The following is a 19,135-nucleotide window of genomic DNA, read 5'->3' on the forward strand; positions in this document are numbered from 1 at the left end:
TTCGGATTAGTTGGAAACGCTAAGCATGGCACTTAGCCTATAAACTGCTTGATCCCCCACCGATTGGGTTAATTCGGATTAGTTGGAAACTTGGTTAGACATTTTAGCAATCCTTTAAAAATAACCCCACCGATTGGGTTAATTCGGATTAGTTGGAAACGTGTAGTTCGGTAAAAACCTAAAGGTTCTTCACGGTGCCCCACCGATTGGGTTAATTCGGATTAGTTGGAAACTCTACGAGCAAGCGGTTTGCTGTTGGGGTAGGCACCCCACCGATTGGGTTAATTCGGATTAGTTGGAAACTGCGGGTGTCAACGGTTTCACCACGGACACCATGCCCCACCGATTGGGTTAATTCGGATTAGTTGGAAACTTACTTGCTGGTTTAAACAATAAGCTAAGACAACCCCACCGATTGGGTTAATTCGGATTAGTTGGAAACTCTCCGTCTGCGTTTTTTGACTTTCCGCAAGCCACAACCCCACCGATTGGGTTAATTCGGATTAGTTGGAAACATTTTTTAGAAACGCAAAAAATTACTTCCTAAAAGCCCCCACCGATTGGGTTAATTCGGATTAGTTGGAAACTTTTAGGTTATTTTTGTAATAAACCATAGTAGATCTAGCCCCACCGATTGGGTTAATTCGGATTAGTTGGAAACTGAAGTAAGTCACAAACTAACAACAAATCGTTCCCCACCGATTGGGTTAATTCGGATTAGTTGGAAACAATTACTTCTCCACAAGCAAGGGCTTGAGAAGGTTGACCCCACCGATTGGGTTAATTCGGATTAGTTGGAAACTCTGTGATATTCTCTTCTTTCTCTAACCACTTTTACCCCACCGATTGGGTTAATTCGGATTAGTTGGAAACAAATGTGCTTTAAATGCAGTTTCAAGCGATTCAAAAGCATCCCCACCGATTGGGTTAATTCGGATTAGTTGGAAACATTAATTGCTTTTAATTTCACTTGTTGTTTCCTTTCCCCACCGATTGGGTTAATTCGGATTAGTTGGAAACCTTGAAGAGAAAGAATAGTTTTTTCTTTTTGTTCAGCTTCCCCACCGATTGGGTTAATTCGGATTAGTTGGAAACGTTTGGGCGAGTAAGTGAAACTTTTTTTCCCGCAACCCCACCGATTGGGTTAATTCGGATTAGTTGGAAACATAAGCTAAGACAATAATTGCGCCTTCGTGTCCCCCCCCCAGCGATTGGGTTAATTCGGATTAGTTGGAAACTATAAACTGTGTTTTCGTTAAAACCCCCAACAGCACCCCACCGATTGGGTTAATTCGGATTAGTTGGAAACAAAAACAGTGTCAGCATTGACTCTACCAGCTTTCCCCCACCGATTGGGTTAATTCGGATTAGTTGGAAACTTTACATCTTGAATTATTTTCTTTATTCCTAATCCCCACCGATTGGGTTAATTCGGATTAGTTGGAAACTGTGTAGTCATGATGACTTACCTCAATTTAAGCCCCACCGATTGGGTTAATTCGGATTAGTTGGAAACTTCCATGGTGATGATACCATTACAAGCACGGGCAACACCCCACCGATTGGGTTAATTCGGATTAGTTGGAAACTAACAAGGGATTATGCGATTCAGATCGTAAAAAAAATACCCCACCGATTGGGTTAATTCGGATTAGTTGGAAACCTGGAACTTTGCGTCCACAGATTAGACCTAGTTCCCCCACCGATTGGGTTAATTCGGATTAGTTGGAAACCATACATTGTTGCCCGTGCTTGTAATGGTATCATCCCCCACCGATTGGGTTAATTCGGATTAGTTGGAAACGGAAACCCAAATTCCTGCTCACCAAGGGGGGCATGACCCCACCGATTGGGTTAATTCGGATTAGTTGGAAACTTTCAAATGACCGAATACGAACAACTTTTGCAGGTGAACCCCACCGATTGGGTTAATTCGGATTAGTTGGAAACCATTCCATTACTGGATTAGCGACAGCAGGGTTCACCCCCACCGATTGGGTTAATTCGGATTAGTTGGAAACCATAGATACGGCATTAAGAGCTATAATTCTTCCCCACCGATTGGGTTAATTCGGATTAGTTGGAAACGATAGAGCAATAAACCCTAAAGCAACACTGACTATCCCCACCGATTGGGTTAATTCGGATTAGTTGGAAACTTATATATTTTGTAGCGGTTTTAAATTCTGAAGCCCCACCGATTGGGTTAATTCGGATTAGTTGGAAACTTGGCTACATAACTTTGATTTTCTTCTATGTATTCTTCCCCACCGATTGGGTTAATTCGGATTAGTTGGAAACGTTAGTAAATTACTTTACAAGAAAAATCTTGTAATTGCCCCACCGATTGGGTTAATTCGGATTAGTTGGAAACTCTACTTTGTTAGCGAAACCTGTTGCAAACCTAGCAACCCCACCGATTGGGTTAATTCGGATTAGTTGGAAACTTTTTCACCAAGCTCTGTTTTCAAAACTTGTTGAACTTTACCCCACCGATTGGGTTAATTCGGATTAGTTGGAAACAATGATATGTATCCCAATTGAAGCACGTTTTATTATCCCCACCGATTGGGTTAATTCGGATTAGTTGGAAACTTTAAAATATTCACTATGTAAAAAGAAATAAACCTATCCCCACCGATTGGGTTAATTCGGATTAGTTGGAAACCACCATTATTTGTTTGAGTGGTAGGGGGATGACCCCACCGATTGGGTTAATTCGGATTAGTTGGAAACGCTAGGGCCCGGCTGGGGAGAGGGCTCCCTATTAGCCCCACCGATTGGGTTAATTCGGATTAGTTGGAAACTTATTACCTTCATGCTTGGAAAAAATTCTAGACACCCCCACCGATTGGGTTAATTCGGATTAGTTGGAAACACTAACCCACACAATGAGGCTGAATGAATTTTTTCCCCACCGATTGGGTTAATTCGGATTAGTTGGAAACAGCTGTAGCAATCTTTAAGTAAATCTTAGAAAACCCCACCGATTGGGTTAATTCGGATTAGTTGGAAACCATCGGAAACATCTTTATTACCTTCATGCTTGGAAAAACCCCACCGATTGGGTTAATTCGGATTAGTTGGAAACAAGCTTCCAAGAGCGATTTTGAGACTTGCCAGATGCAACCCCACCGATTGGGTTAATTCGGATTAGTTGGAAACTCGACTGAAAGCGATTGGGCGAAATTTTTTGCTACCCCACCGATTGGGTTAATTCGGATTAGTTGGAAACCTGAATGGCATGATGGTAGTTACTTTTGTCAATTCCCCACCGATTGGGTTAATTCGGATTAGTTGGAAACTGTAACAGATCCAAGAGCAGCAAAACAGGCACCAGCAACCCCACCGATTGGGTTAATTCGGATTAGTTGGAAACTTTAAAAATTAAAATATTACTTAAAATAATTTTCCCCACCGATTGGGTTAATTCGGATTAGTTGGAAACGATTGGCATCGCACTTGCAATTTTCTCCGTATAGCCTACCCCACCGATTGGGTTAATTCGGATTAGTTGGAAACGATATATAACTCCCACGTTCAGATGAACGTCTCTCCCCACCGATTGGGTTAATTCGGATTAGTTGGAAACTTTGGTTAAAAGAGTCGAAATAAACAAATATTACGTTTCCCCACCGATTGGGTTAATTCGGATTAGTTGGAAACTGGCTATAACTATGGTGGTAAGCCACAGGCAATACGCGCCCCACCGATTGGGTTAATTCGGATTAGTTGGAAACATTTTTCTCCACAAAATTATAGAAAGAAAAAATCCCCACCGATTGGGTTAATTCGGATTAGTTGGAAACTTGATAAGAGAAAGCAAGAAGTTGCAACAATAGCAACCCCCACCGATTGGGTTAATTCGGATTAGTTGGAAACAGTAAGTCCACCAATCTCAAAAACTGTAGTTCCATTTCCCCACCGATTGGGTTAATTCGGATTAGTTGGAAACAAATATCTCCTAATTTGAGAAATTTCGGTTGCGGTTCCCCACCGATTGGGTTAATTCGGATTAGTTGGAAACTTTAATCATTCGACTACTCATTCTAACCCGAACAAAACCCCACCGATTGGGTTAATTCGGATTAGTTGGAAACAAACTTTACTAGATTGTGGCATAATTTTACCTACCTCCCCACCGATTGGGTTAATTCGGATTAGTTGGAAACAACTAGGAGAAAAACTTGTTTCAGCAACTAAAACCCCACCGATTGGGTTAATTCGGATTAGTTGGAAACTAGCTATTGCGGATTGCAGCAGATAACTTGATAACTCCCCACCGATTGGGTTAATTCGGATTAGTTGGAAACTTAAAGAAGTTGTGTAGCTTGCCCGTATATCAACCCCACCGATTGGGTTAATTCGGATTAGTTGGAAACAATTATACTAGCTTCTGAACTACCAGACATTTCACCCCACCGATTGGGTTAATTCGGATTAGTTGGAAACAACTTGATTAACGTCAAATTTGTTAAGAGTTTCTTCAATCCCCCCACCGATTGGGTTAATTCGGATTAGTTGGAAACACCTGCACACTTGCCTTTAGTTCTAACATCAGAAGACCCCACCGATTGGGTTAATTCGGATTAGTTGGAAACACTATTAGAACCATTGTGTTTTACAAACACAGTGTCTTCCCCACCGATTGGGTTAATTCGGATTAGTTGGAAACTTTAGGAGTTAATCTGATTAGTCTACCAACGTCCCCCACCGATTGGGTTAATTCGGATTAGTTGGAAACGTTAGTGGTTTTTTGCGAACCTGCAAATCCGCCCCACCGATTGGGTTAATTCGGATTAGTTGGAAACAATGCTGCAACTAACGTTAAAACCACAAATACCAAAAAATACCCCACCGATTGGGTTAATTCGGATTAGTTGGAAACGTTCTTCCTCCATCTCGCACTTAGAAGGGTGTGCCCCACCGATTGGGTTAATTCGGATTAGTTGGAAACCATCTAAATAAGAATAATACAACTACCACATCTCGCACCCCACCGATTGGGTTAATTCGGATTAGTTGGAAACGATTGATCTTCATAGTCAAAATTTTCTTCTTTCCCCCACCGATTGGGTTAATTCGGATTAGTTGGAAACTTTAATGTATTCTGCAGCAGAAAGAAAAAACACTCTATCCCCACCGATTGGGTTAATTCGGATTAGTTGGAAACTCTCACTTCTTGCAATCTTTCAACTGCTTGATTATCCCCACCGATTGGGTTAATTCGGATTAGTTGGAAACAATTCATATCAGTAATCGTTTGATTTCTGATATATCCCCACCGATTGGGTTAATTCGGATTAGTTGGAAACTTTCCAATGCTAGAGTTACCAGAATTATTAAGTTCGGATTCCCCACCGATTGGGTTAATTCGGATTAGTTGGAAACAAGAAGGGAAACCATGGTTTCCATGTATTTAGCGGAATACCCCACCGATTGGGTTAATTCGGATTAGTTGGAAACGCTTCACACTACGTTTCATTTCTAAATCGTATAACCCCACCGATTGGGTTAATTCGGATTAGTTGGAAACGAGACCTCCGAAGATGCTGTCATTGCCGTTTCCACCCCCACCGATTGGGTTAATTCGGATTAGTTGGAAACCACATCAAATGTGCCGCCTAGCGCAAGTTCCTGCTGCCACCCCACCGATTGGGTTAATTCGGATTAGTTGGAAACGATTGGTTAGTCAATGCACACAACTTAATGAATGCAATCCCCACCGATTGGGTTAATTCGGATTAGTTGGAAACATTCAGATGAATCTACGACTGTGCTTCCTTGACCCCCACCGATTGGGTTAATTCGGATTAGTTGGAAACTTTAGGAAACAAATAACCCCCCAAAAAAAAAGACCCCACCGATTGGGTTAATTCGGATTAGTTGGAAACACGTATTCTCGGAAATATAGTGACGACCTGCTAAACCCCACCGATTGGGTTAATTCGGATTAGTTGGAAACCTATGATGAGGAAGATCCACAAAGGATAATCTCCCCCACCGATTGGGTTAATTCGGATTAGTTGGAAACACCTGATCCTCCGTGCAGAAGGTCTTCTTGGAAGCCTCCCCACCGATTGGGTTAATTCGGATTAGTTGGAAACCCTTTATCTCATTTGCAAGAAAATTCTGAACATTTGGACCCCACCGATTGGGTTAATTCGGATTAGTTGGAAACCTACAAAAGTAACCGCAACTAATGTTCCAACAAACCCCACCGATTGGGTTAATTCGGATTAGTTGGAAACTTTAAGACCATCTAGGAAGAAATCTGGAACGTATCCCCCCACCGATTGGGTTAATTCGGATTAGTTGGAAACTTTTTATATATGCAGAAAATGCGGGCTCTCCTACACCCCACCGATTGGGTTAATTCGGATTAGTTGGAAACTCTCAACTCTTGCAAGCCTTTCATCAAGCTCTTTTCCCCACCGATTGGGTTAATTCGGATTAGTTGGAAACTTTTTGATGGTTGAACACTTTTTAGGAACTTCATATTTATACCCCACCGATTGGGTTAATTCGGATTAGTTGGAAACCGTATTCATCAGATACAATGTTAAAATTATCAAGACCCCACCGATTGGGTTAATTCGGATTAGTTGGAAACCTTGAGCTTGCGTGTGATCGTTTCCCATCTTCAGTCCCCACCGATTGGGTTAATTCGGATTAGTTGGAAACTCTGCGGGTGCAGCTGCAAAAAATGTGCCTAAAATCAGCCCCACCGATTGGGTTAATTCGGATTAGTTGGAAACATTGTATGTTCATTAGAAACTTTCACGTCTCTGTCCCCACCGATTGGGTTAATTCGGATTAGTTGGAAACAGAATTTGATCATGTCTAACCAAAAGAATGTATTCATCCCCCACCGATTGGGTTAATTCGGATTAGTTGGAAACCTACCCAGTAAGGATAAATGCCAACGTTCTTCATCCCCCACCGATTGGGTTAATTCGGATTAGTTGGAAACCTTCGTAATCAGGTTCTGTCACTATACCCAAAAGCTGTCAGCCCCTGGAAGCATAACCAAGTAATTTAAGGGCTGAAACCCTTATTGTTGCGTTAATCGATTGTCAACAAATTCTAACAATGGAAGCATAACTTGTCCTAAGACGCAAATTGGAAGGATAAAGCTATATGTGACTTAAAGAAATTGTTTGCCGGAATGGCAAGCTTATACTTTAATTTGACCGCAGTTTCTTTATAGCTGAAACAGCAGATTGGTAACTTAGGAGATGAGAAGGGCGGTATTTCCTATGCTATGTCGTTATTTCAAGCATATTTACTTACAATATTTTTAATTACAAACGGCAAGATTTCACCTTAATTTTGAACTAAAGGCAAAATTATAGTTTAAATAAAATTCCGGACGGATTTCTGCACGGCAGCTTGCCGCCGCAGATGGTTGGAATTGCCAATTGTTATAAAAATGTGATCGTTTCAGTACCGAAATAATTAAATGGTAATCTTACCGAAAGTCCAAAATTTAAGTAAAAGCTTACCACAAGTCCATTCTAGGTAGATGGGGTTAATATGCTTAGCACCCAAGAGTTTGAAGAGTGGTGTCGCCGCCTAAAGTTACCAGAGGTGACCAGAAAAGTCATTTCTCAAATCCGTTCCACAGAACCAGTGAGGCAAGTAAAATCCCTTGGGGGTAACGTTAGTGGCAATTACTGTAGCCAAAAAATGGGCAAAACGCTCCAATTCGAGTCGCACAAAGTAGAACTGCCAGGTATTGAAGAGTACGAAACTTGCTCCGATGTCTTGGAATTTTATGACCAGCCTTATCAATTAACCCTAAAATTTATGACCAAAAAGGGGCGGGAGGTCACAGTCACACACATACCAGATTTTTTCGTCATTAGACAACAATCGGCTGGTTTTGAAGAATGGAAACCTCAAGCTAAATTGGAGAAATTATCTCTGTTACAACCGAACCGATATGTTAAAAACCAAGATGGGCAATGGACTAGTCCACCAGCCGAAGAACAGGCCCAACTATATGGTTGCTACTACCGGATTCGTTCTGACGCGGAAATTGATTGGATTAAGTATAGAAATCGTCAGTTTCTTAGAAGCTATGCCGAACAAAAATACCAAATTGGAACAGAAATAGCTACTTTTATTAAAAGTCTAGTATCATCTCAACCCGGAATTACTTATCTCAAGCTACTCCAATACCAAAATGTCAATCCAGACCATATTAACGCCTTATTAGCCACTGAAGAATTGTACATTGACTTGAGTGCTGCTCCTCTTGCCGAACCCGAGAAAGTACATATATTTCGCAATCAAGAAATGGCTCTTGCCCATAACCTAACGAGCGTTTCTCAAAATTTAACAGTGGCTAATTCCCTACAAATTATTGATGTAGCTGTTGGGACTTCTTTTTGTTGGGATGGTCAGCCGCTAACAGTGTTACACAATGGAGAAAGTAAAATTGTACTGCGCTCATCTAATTCCCTGATTCATTTAACACATTCTGAATTTGATTTATTGGTGCAGCGAGGTGAAATTGTTGGTCTAAAAGTTCCGGAACAAATAGGAATTCACCCAGAAGCAATAGAGCGTTTCCTTAAAGCTAGTCCCCAAGCCCTAGCAGAGGCTAATAAACGCTATCTAGTCATTGAACCTTATCTGCATGGACAGAAGCGAGAAAATGAAACCGTTTCCTTGCGGACTATTAGGAATTGGAAAGCAAAATTTAAAGCCGCAGAACAAAAATATTGTTGGGGCTATATTGGGTTAATAGATAATCACGCTGCTAAAGGTAATCGTCTTCCCAAGATATCAACAGAGGTTTGGGAATTTGTTGATAAAATTATCGAATCACATTATGAGACTCTTAAACAACGTGGAAAACTAGCAGTCTATGGAGTATTAAGCCAAGAATGGGAGAAAGCTGGTCGAATTGAACATCTACCCAGTTATGTTACTTTTTCTTCTAGAATTAAACAGCGTTCTGGCTATCAACAGACCAAAAAACGGCTCGGTTCTCGTGCTGCTTATCAAAAATCAAACTTTTACTGGGAATTAGAATTTACCACACCTCGTCATGGTGACCGTCCTTTTGAAATTTGTCATATCGACCATACTCAACTAGATATTGAATTAGTTTGTTCCCGAACAGGTCGGACTTTGGGAAGACCTTGGGCTACATTGTTAATTGATGCCACAAGCAGACGTATTCTTGCTATTTACCTCACATTTGATGAACCGTCATACCGGTCATGCATGATGGTATTGCGAATTTGTGTTCAACGCTTTTCTCGTTTTCCGGAAACAATTGTGGTAGATGGCGGAGCGGAATTTGGTAGCACCTATTTTGAAACACTTCTGGCTGCCTTTGGATGTACTAAAAAGCAACGACCTGCTGCTAAAGCTAGGTTTGGTTCAGTTATTGAACGTATTTTCGGAACTACCAATACAGAGTTTTTTTATAACCTCAGAGGCAACACCCAGATTACTAAAAATGTTCGGGTTGTCACGAAATCAAATAATCCAAAAGGTCAAGCAGTTTGGACATTAGATGAACTTTATGAACACTTTTGTGCTTATAGTTATGAGTTGTATGACTGTAAGGAACATCCAGCACTCTTGCAGAGCCCACGCCAAGCCTTTTTATCTGGACTAGCTTTGAGTGGTTCTCGTCCTCATAAAAAGATTTTGTATGACCAGAACTTTAGAATATTTACTCTGCCATCAACACCCAAAGGAACAGCAAAAGTTCAGCCAAGTCGGGGAGTAAAAATCAACTATCTATATTATTGGTCAGTAGATGATTCTTTTATCAATCCAGAAGTAGAAGGCACAAATGTACCAGTGCGTTACGACCCTTTCGATATGGGAACTGCTTATACTTATGTCAAAGGACAATGGGTGCGCTGCATTTCTGATTATTACAAATCATTTCACAATTGCTCAGAGCGAGAAGTCAAGTTAGCCAGCCTTGAACTGCACCGTTCGAGACAAAAAGTTTCTCAAGTAATTACGATTTCAGCTAAAGAAAAAGCAGCTTATTTAGAATCAGCTGAAGCCAAAGAAGTGTTGTTATTACAACGACTGCATGACCTAGCACGTCTGGATGTTCATTCCATAATTGAAGGTGAACGTTCTGGGCACAATCATCCCCAAAATATTGCCTTAAATCAAAAAAATCCTGAACTTGATACCAATTTTAACTCTACTAAAGATGAATCAGTTATTTTGGAGCATTTAAATACTATTGAACCTTATAAAAATGAGGAGTTGTGGAAATGAATAAGGAGCGACCATTTCCCGAAGAACTCCTTTTACAATCAAGCCAGATAAAAACCAGTTATTTTAAGAGTATTACTGTTCCTCATAAAAAGCTAAAGAGAGCTTTGGATACTCTATTACTCAATATTTTGGAGCCAGCAGATACATTAGTTTTTCTTGTCTTCGGTGTGACGGGTGTAGGTAAAACAACATTAAGGCTACGTCTAGAAAAGCTGCTTAGTGAAGAATTTATAGCTGATATACAAAGTAATCCCGGTCAAATCGCTGTTGCTGGTCTGGAAGCTATCCCGGCAGAACGAGGAAATTTCAGCTACAAAGATTATTATACTCGCGCCTTAGAAGCGCTTAAAGAAGTATTGGTTGAATACAAAGTTAACTATGGTTTGACTGAACCAGATTCTCAGGAATTGAAACACGATTATCATATTAACGGTAAAGATTCACCTGCCTTGCGTAGAGCAATGGAGAAAGTTTTTCGTTACCGTCAGATCAAAGCATTCACGGTAGATGAAGCTCAACATTTATTGATGATATCTGGTGGACACCAAATGCTACAACAAATGAATTGGATTAAGTCAATTGCTAATTTGACTGGTACAATACATATTTTGTTTGGTACTTATGAATTACTCAACTGTCCAACTCTCAACGGACAAGTAGGAAGACGCAGTGAGGATATTCATCTTTCACCATATTATGCTGACCAGCCAGAAGATGTTGCCGAGTTTATCAGAGTAACTAACACCTTTCAACGTCATCTTCCCTTACAAAAAGAGCCGGATTTAGAAAAACACTATGAATACCTTTTAGAAGGTTCTGTTGGTTGCGTTGGTATTCTCAAAAACTGGCTAACTCGCTCACTTCGAGTTGCTTTAGCTGAGTCGGCTACGACTTTAACAACTTCTCATCTTAAACAGGGTGCTTTTGGAGCTTCTCGTATCAATAAAATTCGCTCGGAAGCACAGCAGGGTGAACGTCGTCTACTTGAGTCAGAAGGTCTATCTTTTCACTTGGAATCCTCGAACGTTAGCAATAATCAAGCTGTCAACAAATCATCCACCAAAAAAGGTCGTGTTGGTCAACGTAATCCCAAGCGAGATGCAGTAGGAATGAAACAGTATGACAGTTAACCTCGATACAAAAAATGAATTATGGGATTTGGAACCACCTAGCTTTTTGCCACGAAGCCGTTTGTTCCATCTCTTACCAATTGGTGTGGGTACGCCTTATGTAGAAAGCCTAACTAGCTATGTTTCTCGTTTAGCTGTTGCTCATAGTGTATCAACAGGAACTTTATTGGCTATTGAAGTAGGTCCATTAATCAAAACAAATTATTCTGCCAATAGGAAGAGCATTGTCGCGATTTATGGTCAAGAGTCTGTTAGAGCTTTAAATGGCATTCGGTTGGGAGCTTTACAACTAGTTCGGGCTTTAGAAACACTTACTTTACGCACTGACTTGCAGTTTTTAACTATGCTTCCTTGGACAGAAGTTTTTCCAGCTCTGGGATTGCTTAAACATGAACAAGCTTGGTGTCCTCTGTGCTTAGAGGAGTGGTTAGAGAATCGAAAGGTAATTTATTTACCACTGCTATGGGCGCTAAATGTTGTCAAAGTTTGTCCATATCATCATCAACCTTTACAATCACAATGTCCCCACTGTCACGCCCAATTTCTACCTCTTTGGCGCAGTTCTCGACCTGGATATTGCTTGAAATGCTCTGGTTGGTTGGGTAGTAGTAAAGATGCAAGGGATGTAGAACCCAATTTTTTTGAAGCAACTGATGAATTTCAGTGGAATATTTGGGCAGCAAATACTTTGGGGAATTTAATCGCTCAAGCTCCTTCCCAACATTCTCCATTGCCTAGAGAAACCATTAAAAAAGCTTTAGTCTTTTTCGTGAATAAATTTAGTAATGGTGATGTTTCGGCTTTCGGGCAGTTGATAGGAGTACCATCATCAAAGATAACTCAATGGTATTCAGGTAAGACTATTCCCACGTTGGATAAACTTTTGAAAATTTGTTATCGACTACAAATCTCTCTTATCAAGTTTCTTCAACCTGAGTTAAAGCAGCAAGTTAATACTAACCAAGTTACTTTATGTCCCAGTCCTCAACAAAGACAACTAACTGTTACTTCACAAAGAAATAAGGCACGAATCCGCTCCTTACTTAAAAGTGTGCTTAATCAAAATGAATATCCTTCACCTTCTGTCAGAGAAGTAGCCCGACGCTATCATATTGGTGGCGCTACTTTATACCGCTATGCTCCAGATTTATGTCAGGCAATTTCTGCTCGTTACTGGGATTACAAAAAACTTCTTCAACAACAAACTATTCAGCAGGGTATCAATGAAGTCAAACGACTGACTCCAGAACTTTATGCACAAGGAATAACTCCCAGTGTTAAAAATTTGGCTAGTGTTATGACTAATCCAGAAGCATTATGGCGTGAAGAGGTTCTCGAAACTTTAAGTGAGGTACGGCGTTCTCTTGGCGAACTACCTGAAAGATGACGAAGACGGCGAAGCCTTTACTTTTATGGAAACCGCAGTCAAATTAAAGTATAAGCTTGCCATTCCGGCAAACAATTTCTTTAAGTCACAGTCCTTTGCTGCCAAGTTATCCTTCCAGTGACAATTTTATACTTTTAAAGCAGAAGTGGAAGCACTTTGTGGCAGTACGCTTGTGGAAGTACTTCTTGGCAGTTACTGCCATCTTCTCGTTCAAGTTACAAGATGCTCGGTTGAAACCCCACCGATTGGGTTAATTCGGATTAGTTGGAAACTTTGGTATGTTGAATTTAAAAATTCAACAACTCACTACCCCACCGATTGGGTTAATTCGGATTAGTTGGAAACTTCCGTATTTCCAGGGAATATGGTGGCATATATGTAACCCCCACCGATTGGGTTAATTCGGATTAGTTGGAAACGCTGTGTAGTATTGTTTAACATATAATGAACTTCCCCACCGATTGGGTTAATTCGGATTAGTTGGAACAAGTAAAGAGTTACAATGACTTGCAATAAAAAAGCCTACCAATTTAAGCGGTAGGCTTTTAATATAAAAATTGGATGAAAAATCAAGCTGTAATTAACTTAGTAACTAATAATTCCGATAAAAACCTTTAGCCATAGAAACAACCCAATTAACCGCAATCTCACCCATACATCCATAGCCAAACTGTTTTCTCATTTCCATAGTTAATTCATTAATAAAAACGTCTCTCGCTACACCACCAAAATCACTTCCTTGAAGCATTGAAGAAATACCCGTAATAACTCTAGAAGATGTTCTATCGTTAATATTTCGTGCTGAACTACAGAAAGGAATTCCAGCGAATGCAATCAAAAATTTAGTCCCAGGATTTACATAATTAGCATAAAGTTTGTATCGAGATGTTCGGGAACCATAATTAAGCACTTTTATATAAGCATATCTATCTCTTCCAACAGGTTGAGTAATAACTAACTCAGTTTTTGTCCCATAACTCTTTCCTTCAGTTAATAATTTTCCATTGCTAGAATCATAGACATAAATATCAAAATCTGAACGACGGCTATGATTTTTGAGAGTGAAAACCCCAAAAGAATTAGCAGGAATTTTGTATTGATAGCGTGCAATTCCTTTTGAGTTCAGCCTTTGGTGATAGTACGAATCGTCTTGATGCTTGAACCTAGTAACCTGTTGGGAATTAGCGACACCGGTCGAAACAGTCCATAAAGCGAGTGCTGCGATACCTGCAATTAATTTGTTCATTTCACTATTTCCCTTTTTAGTTAGATAAAGCAAGCGTTATTTTCAAACTCAGAATTATCGAAGCAATAGATTTTCCAATGAACTTAAATCGGGATTAAAACCTTGATTTAACTGTTCTCTAGTATTTTCAATTAATGAAAGTTGTTTATCGATATGTGTAATCAAGCGACTACCATTCAAAGCATGAACTCGTAAAAATGTATCGATAATGTCACCAAAAATAGGGACTATTCCTACCACTACATCAACAAAAGTAAGAGCAACAATCATTAATTTATCCTCGTTTTCGGCTCGTACCTTGTAGGATTGTAATAGTAGCCAAATACCCATTATTCCCGTATACATTCCACCGACTCCAGGAATCGCTCCAATAAGAGCATCAAGCCCAACTTGGTCAAACAATAAACCTTCAGACATTTTGATAAACTTCTGAATCTCATGTTTAGTCTGAATTAAATTTGCTTCATGAGCTTGAATCTTCACAGGTAAGGATTTATTGATGTCCATAATTAGTAGTAAATTTGTTGTGTTTTTTTGATTTCATGTATTTACTTTAATCAGCTAGTGGAAATAACGTTTTCCATTTATTGATAAGAAACCTTACCCCCCCCGCCAGGGACTGCAAGTCCCTGTCTAATAGCAGAAGTCCTATAAATAGGACTAAATTGATATTATTATGCTTAATTTTTTAGATTATTTTTTAGTCGTCTTTAGACGACTTTAGCTATTAGACGGGGGTTTGGAACCCCCGGCTTTTAACAACATAGAAATAATACGGAAAGAGCCTATTCCACCAATCAGTTTAAATTGTAATCAAGCAAACAAAAAACCCAAAACAAGGTTAAAAATCCAATGGGAAATCTACATCGAGTGATGATTATAGCTGATGGTGATAACGCTTTTATGGCAGCACAAAGCTTTAATCGTAAAATAAACTGGCATAAAATGCGGGATTATTTAGCTGACCCGAAAGAAGGTAGAGAACTAATCGAAATGGTGATTTATTTTGGTCTACCTCCGGCGAAAGATAGATTTGAAGAACAGCGAAAAAGCAAAGAAAAATTTATTTATTGGGCTAAGAGTAATGGATTTTTAATTGTTACAAAAGAAGGTAAAGCCAAAGGAGATGGTTATGAAAATAATGTTGATGTGGTAATGGCAATAGATGCAATGGAATTAGCTTTAGAAATTAAACCAGATATTGTGGTTTTGGTGACGGGTGATTCGGATTTTGCTTATTTAGCACAAAAATTAAGAAGAAGAGGAATAAGAGTTGAGGTTGCTTCAGTCGAACAATCTTTAGGAAGCGAGTTAAAAAATTCAGCTAATAGCGTGGTGGATTTGACCGAAGTATTTGATGAATTTGACCCACATAATTCTAATGAGAATTTTCACCGAATTGGTCATGCAAATGTTTTTGATGCATGAATCAACATAGTTGAAATAAATAAAAAATCAAGGGAGTTATTTATGGAAACAGTAAATGGGAAGCTAACCAATCAAAAACTGAATCAATTTGATGAAATAACGCACAATATTGAGTATATCAATCGACGTTGCGAGTATCTACAATCTCAATTAACTCACATTAGCAGTCAAGATAACTTACAATATTTGCAAAAACTCGAACAGCGAATAGGTTTTCTTGAAGAATTGACATCAAAACAATCAAAGCAAATATCATTTATTAAGATAGGCAGCATTATTGCGTTACTTTTTGTATGGTCTATTTCTGGTATGAATAATCAACAAAAAGATGATAATACCCAGCTTCCAAAACAAGTATACTCATATATTGCACCATTCTCTACGGACTGAAGGCAGAGCCTTCAAACACTAATTCCCAGCTTCCACCTGGGAACCATAAATTTTCTTAGTCCACGCAGGTGGACTTGGTTTCTGTAGCCCCAGACTTATAGTCTGAGGGAAATTTAAAATTACATTCAGCCGAATAATTAGAATAAAGCGAGGAAATTTAATGAGAGCAATTGTTAACGGTAAATTAGTCGATTTACCCAAAGGAGCAACTGTTGAAGAATTACGAAAAAAATTACCAGAAATTGGTCAAGATGATGTGATGGAAGAAGGTTTCGGTGGTACTCGTCCGTTGAAAAGTAATGAAGCATTGAAGGAAGGTTCAAAGGTTTGGACTGTACCGAAGATTGTGAAAGGAAGCGATAAATCAAGTAAGAAGTAAAAAGTAAGAAGTAATGAGGTGAATTATGGCAATTACAATTAGTAAAGATAAATCGGGATTTAAACCTAGTTCGCGAATTATAGAAGAACTTAAGCTATTAGAAAAAGTTGCTAAAAATATAATCGTTGGTAGCAAGACTGTTGGTGATACTAGATATACCGCTGTTTTGATTAAGGGAATGCCTTTATCTTCTCAAAAATTTAAGGTTTCCAATACCGATGTTTTGTTCCTATTACCATCGGATTATCCACGGCTTCCTCCCATTGGCTGCTATCTAAATTATCCTTGGAATACTGTAGGAGAAGGCGACCATCATTTTACCAGACAAAGCTATTACGGTGCCCCATTTTTAAGCGAACAAGGATGGTATTGGTACTGCGTCGGATTAGGAGGAGGATTCAATCATGATGTTTGGTTGAATTCTTGGCGACCTAGTAATAATGCGGAAAACGGTCACAATCTCACGACATTGTTTGTGACAGCACGTCATGCGATTAATAGTGACGATTAATTAAGTAAGAAGTAAGAAGTAATAAGTAATAAGTAGGATATTTATTTTTGTAGGGTGTGTGACGGTTACGATAATTTATCACTTATAACAAAATCATTTGAAATTACCGTCACGCACCATAAATCTAAACTATCAATTAACAACTATCAACTAACAACTATCAACTATCAACTATCAACTATCAACCAACAATGAATACTAAATTTTCTCTACACATACCACCAAAAATGTGGTCTGATTTTCAAAAATCGATGCTCTCTTCTCGGATGTTTAACGAAGAAGTAATTGGTTTTCTATTTTGTCAGCGTCATCAGGTTTCAAAACGCAAAGTTAGATATATTCCCAAGACTTGGGTTGTTCCAACTTCTGAATGCTACGAACATCAATCTACCGATGGTTTGGTTTTAACTCAACGTTTCCATTCTTATCTATTAGAAAATCATCTATTCCCCGGTTTGGATATAGTCCATATTCATACTCATGCTGGTGTGGGTATTCCTGAGTTTTCTTATGTTGATAACCGCTATGAATCAGAATATGCAAAGTTTATTGCATCTCATTTCCCTGAAAAACCCCGTTTGGTTTCGGGTGTGTTTGATGAAGGCTTAGATAATTGTAAGTTTCGGATATGGGATAGGAAGGGAAGAGAATTTCAGCAGGTTGATTTTTGTAATTCATTATTTGAAATCTCTGATTCTGAAAATATTTTTGACAACCCTAATTTAATGTTCGCTCGTCAAAAAACATTTGGGGAAACCAATCAAAAAACTTTGAATCAATTGAAAGTAGGATTAATCGGTTGTGGTGGAATTGGTTCTATTTTTGCGGAATTATTAGGTCGTCTGGGTGTCAAAAATTGGGTGCTAGTTGACCCCGATAAACTAGAACAAGTCAACTTAAATCGAATGACGGGTGCAACTCAGGAAATGGTTGAACATGGCTGGTATAAAGTCCATTATGTCAAGCATCTGATTAAAAAAATTTACGCTTGTGGTTCTCATGTCAAAACCATATCGACTGCTATTGAAGCCGAAACAGCCACGCAAGAAATAGCTAATTGCGATTTGATTGTCGTTGCTACAGATAATCATCTTTCTCGCAAAACTGCTCAAGAAGTTGCATTAAAGTATATGCGTCCTTTGGTATGTTTGGGGACTCACATCGACGTAAAACCAGATGGCACACCGCGAATGTACTGTAGAATTACAGTTCCTCCGCTGGGTGGTGATTGGTGTTTGATGTGCGGTAATATCATCAACTTACAACGTGCTGCTTTAGAGTCTGCACCATCAGAAATTAATCATATGGCTGAAAATGCGGGTTATTTAGAAGGAGTAAACGACCCCTCAGTATTTTGGTTGAATAGTATTTGTGCAAGTACCGCTGTGGGAGTGATTCACGGGATAGTAAGCGGTTTTATGAATGTGGATTCCGGGATTGATTGGATTTATGAGTTTCCCGGTAGTGAATGGCGCAAAACTGATACCACATATTTACAGACGGATGATTGTTATTTTTGTGGGTTGAATAGTTCGGAAAATTTAGTTCAAGAATCTGATTATGAAAGTCCAGATTTTGAAGAGCAAGATTTTGATAATTCGGATTTTATTGTCTGGTAAAGCGAGTATTTGATATAGAAATCAGGGGAAGTGATGAAATATAGAAATGCCCGAGGTAATCTTGCTGTGATTGCCATTATGACGCTGTTTTGTTTGAGCATTTTTAGTTACGGAGTATATGCAAGTTACCACGGATTGCAGTTATTTCAGCAAGGAACTATTAATTTTATTGTTGGCTTATTCTTTTTAATCTGTATTGGTATTCCTAGTATTTACTGGGCAGTATCAACAATCTATCGATATTTTACTGCTGTACCTTCTCATATTAATCAAAGACAAATACGAGTCATCAATCCACATTTATTGCACGAAAAAGGTTTATATTCCGACACAGAAAAATGGTTATGTACGATAGTAAAAGAATTATCATCATCAGAAGGTTTACCAAAAAATCCAGTGGTAGGAATTGAATTATGCGACGACAATCCTAATGCTTACGCTGTTGGTGCAACACGCTCCTATGCAATGGTAGTTGCCACTACTGGTTTAATTAAGCAATTAAATCAAAGTCAAGTTGCTGCTGTAATGGCGCACGAATTAGGACATATCGCCAATCTAGACACAATGGCAAAAACATTGCTCTGTGCGGCTCTAGATGGTGTGATGTTAATACTTTTTACGCCTATGATGCTGATTGTATGGTATTTTGGCAGATTCGTGGCTCTATTAATGCTAGCTGCGGGATTAATTTACGGACTTTTGGGCAACTGGCAACATGCAACAGGTCTTTTTATAGGTGTATTGGTTTGGATTATCCTATTGAGCCACTCTCAAATCTAAAG

General features: G+C 39.1%; 11 protein-coding genes and 2 CRISPR repeat arrays (1 of these 13 only partly in view). Of the genes, 9 read left to right on the forward strand and 2 right to left on the reverse strand.

The window, feature by feature from the left end; genetic code table 11:
• Positions 1–6,973: direct repeats of the CRISPR family, unit length 36 nt; unit sequence CCCCACCGATTGGGTTAATTCGGATTAGTTGGAAAC; it begins 234 nt to the left of the window's first position.
• A gap of 563 nt (positions 6,974–7,536) precedes the next feature.
• Genes RIV7116_RS23915 through RIV7116_RS23925 form a run of 3 tightly spaced genes read left to right on the forward strand, consistent with a single transcriptional unit; the run spans position 7,537 to position 12,780 of the window.
• Positions 7,537–10,263, forward strand: coding sequence for a TnsA endonuclease N-terminal domain-containing protein (locus tag RIV7116_RS23915; protein ID WP_015120905.1), 2,727 nt, complete (start codon positions 7,537–7,539; stop codon positions 10,261–10,263).
• Positions 10,260–11,393 carry an ATP-binding protein gene (locus tag RIV7116_RS23920; RefSeq protein ID WP_015120906.1) on the forward strand — a complete coding sequence of 378 codons (1,134 nt, stop codon included), beginning with the start codon at positions 10,260–10,262 and terminating at the stop codon, positions 11,391–11,393. The genes RIV7116_RS23915 and RIV7116_RS23920 overlap by 4 nt, the downstream gene beginning before the upstream one ends.
• Positions 11,383–12,780, forward strand: a complete 1,398-nt coding sequence (locus RIV7116_RS23925; RefSeq protein WP_015120907.1) for a helix-turn-helix domain-containing protein — start codon at positions 11,383–11,385, stop codon at positions 12,778–12,780. Before RIV7116_RS23920 ends, RIV7116_RS23925 begins: the two co-directional genes overlap by 11 nt.
• Before the next feature lie 236 nt (positions 12,781–13,016).
• Positions 13,017–13,268: direct repeats of the CRISPR family, unit length 36 nt; unit sequence CCCCACCGATTGGGTTAATTCGGATTAGTTGGAAAC.
• A gap of 104 nt (positions 13,269–13,372) precedes the next feature.
• Here the strand turns inward: RIV7116_RS23925 and RIV7116_RS23930 are convergent.
• Positions 13,373–14,026: a hypothetical protein gene (locus RIV7116_RS23930; protein WP_015120908.1), complete on the reverse strand. Its 654-nt coding sequence runs from the start codon at positions 14,024–14,026 to the stop codon at positions 13,373–13,375.
• A 54-nt stretch (positions 14,027–14,080) separates the two neighbouring features.
• On the reverse strand, positions 14,081–14,533 hold the full coding sequence (locus tag RIV7116_RS23935; RefSeq protein ID WP_015120909.1) for a DUF4112 domain-containing protein: 453 nt from the start codon (positions 14,531–14,533) through the stop codon (positions 14,081–14,083).
• A gap of 345 nt (positions 14,534–14,878) precedes the next feature.
• On the opposite strand from RIV7116_RS23935, the gene RIV7116_RS23940 reads away from it, so the two are divergent.
• From RIV7116_RS23940 to RIV7116_RS23965, 6 genes are all read left to right on the forward strand, one after another.
• A complete protein-coding gene (locus RIV7116_RS23940; protein ID WP_015120910.1) occupies positions 14,879–15,454 on the forward strand; it encodes an NYN domain-containing protein in 576 nt (191 codons plus the stop codon).
• A 42-nt stretch (positions 15,455–15,496) separates the two neighbouring features.
• Positions 15,497–15,844: a hypothetical protein gene (locus tag RIV7116_RS23945; protein ID WP_015120911.1), complete on the forward strand. Its 348-nt coding sequence runs from the start codon at positions 15,497–15,499 to the stop codon at positions 15,842–15,844.
• 160 nt (positions 15,845–16,004) lie between these two features.
• The gene (locus RIV7116_RS23950) at positions 16,005–16,223 is read left to right on the forward strand and encodes a hypothetical protein (protein ID WP_015120912.1); all 219 of its coding nucleotides are present in this window, start codon (positions 16,005–16,007) and stop codon (positions 16,221–16,223) included.
• A 25-nt stretch (positions 16,224–16,248) separates the two neighbouring features.
• A complete protein-coding gene (locus tag RIV7116_RS23955) occupies positions 16,249–16,734 on the forward strand; it encodes an E2/UBC family protein (protein WP_015120913.1) in 486 nt (161 codons plus the stop codon).
• Between the two features lie 191 nt (positions 16,735–16,925).
• Positions 16,926–18,353, forward strand: a complete 1,428-nt coding sequence (locus RIV7116_RS23960; protein WP_015120914.1) for a ThiF family adenylyltransferase — start codon at positions 16,926–16,928, stop codon at positions 18,351–18,353.
• 33 nt (positions 18,354–18,386) lie between these two features.
• Complete coding sequence (locus RIV7116_RS23965) at positions 18,387–19,133, forward strand: M48 family metalloprotease (protein ID WP_015120915.1); 747 nt, start codon at positions 18,387–18,389, stop codon at positions 19,131–19,133.
• Positions 19,134–19,135: the final 2 nt, after the last annotated feature.

It is taken from the genome of Rivularia sp. PCC 7116 (assembly GCF_000316665.1).
Lineage (GTDB): Bacteria > Cyanobacteriota > Cyanobacteriia > Cyanobacteriales > Nostocaceae > Rivularia.

Excerpts from the sequence above, each read along its gene's own strand:
- RIV7116_RS23965 (WP_015120915.1), top strand. The coding sequence starts at position 18,387 with ATGAAATATAGAAATGCCCGAGGTAATCTTGCTGTGATTGCCATTATG.
- RIV7116_RS23940 (WP_015120910.1), top strand. The coding sequence starts at position 14,879 with ATGGGAAATCTACATCGAGTGATGATTATAGCTGATGGTGATAACGCT.
- RIV7116_RS23935 (WP_015120909.1), bottom strand. The coding sequence starts at position 14,533 with ATGGACATCAATAAATCCTTACCTGTGAAGATTCAAGCTCATGAAGCA.
- RIV7116_RS23960 (WP_015120914.1), top strand. The coding sequence starts at position 16,926 with ATGAATACTAAATTTTCTCTACACATACCACCAAAAATGTGGTCTGAT.
- RIV7116_RS23950 (WP_015120912.1), top strand. The coding sequence starts at position 16,005 with ATGAGAGCAATTGTTAACGGTAAATTAGTCGATTTACCCAAAGGAGCA.
- RIV7116_RS23925 (WP_015120907.1), top strand. The coding sequence starts at position 11,383 with ATGACAGTTAACCTCGATACAAAAAATGAATTATGGGATTTGGAACCA.
- RIV7116_RS23930 (WP_015120908.1), bottom strand. The coding sequence starts at position 14,026 with ATGAACAAATTAATTGCAGGTATCGCAGCACTCGCTTTATGGACTGTT.
- RIV7116_RS23955 (WP_015120913.1), top strand. The coding sequence starts at position 16,249 with ATGGCAATTACAATTAGTAAAGATAAATCGGGATTTAAACCTAGTTCG.
- RIV7116_RS23920 (WP_015120906.1), top strand. The coding sequence starts at position 10,260 with ATGAATAAGGAGCGACCATTTCCCGAAGAACTCCTTTTACAATCAAGC.
- RIV7116_RS23945 (WP_015120911.1), top strand. The coding sequence starts at position 15,497 with ATGGAAACAGTAAATGGGAAGCTAACCAATCAAAAACTGAATCAATTT.
- RIV7116_RS23915 (WP_015120905.1), top strand. The coding sequence starts at position 7,537 with ATGCTTAGCACCCAAGAGTTTGAAGAGTGGTGTCGCCGCCTAAAGTTA.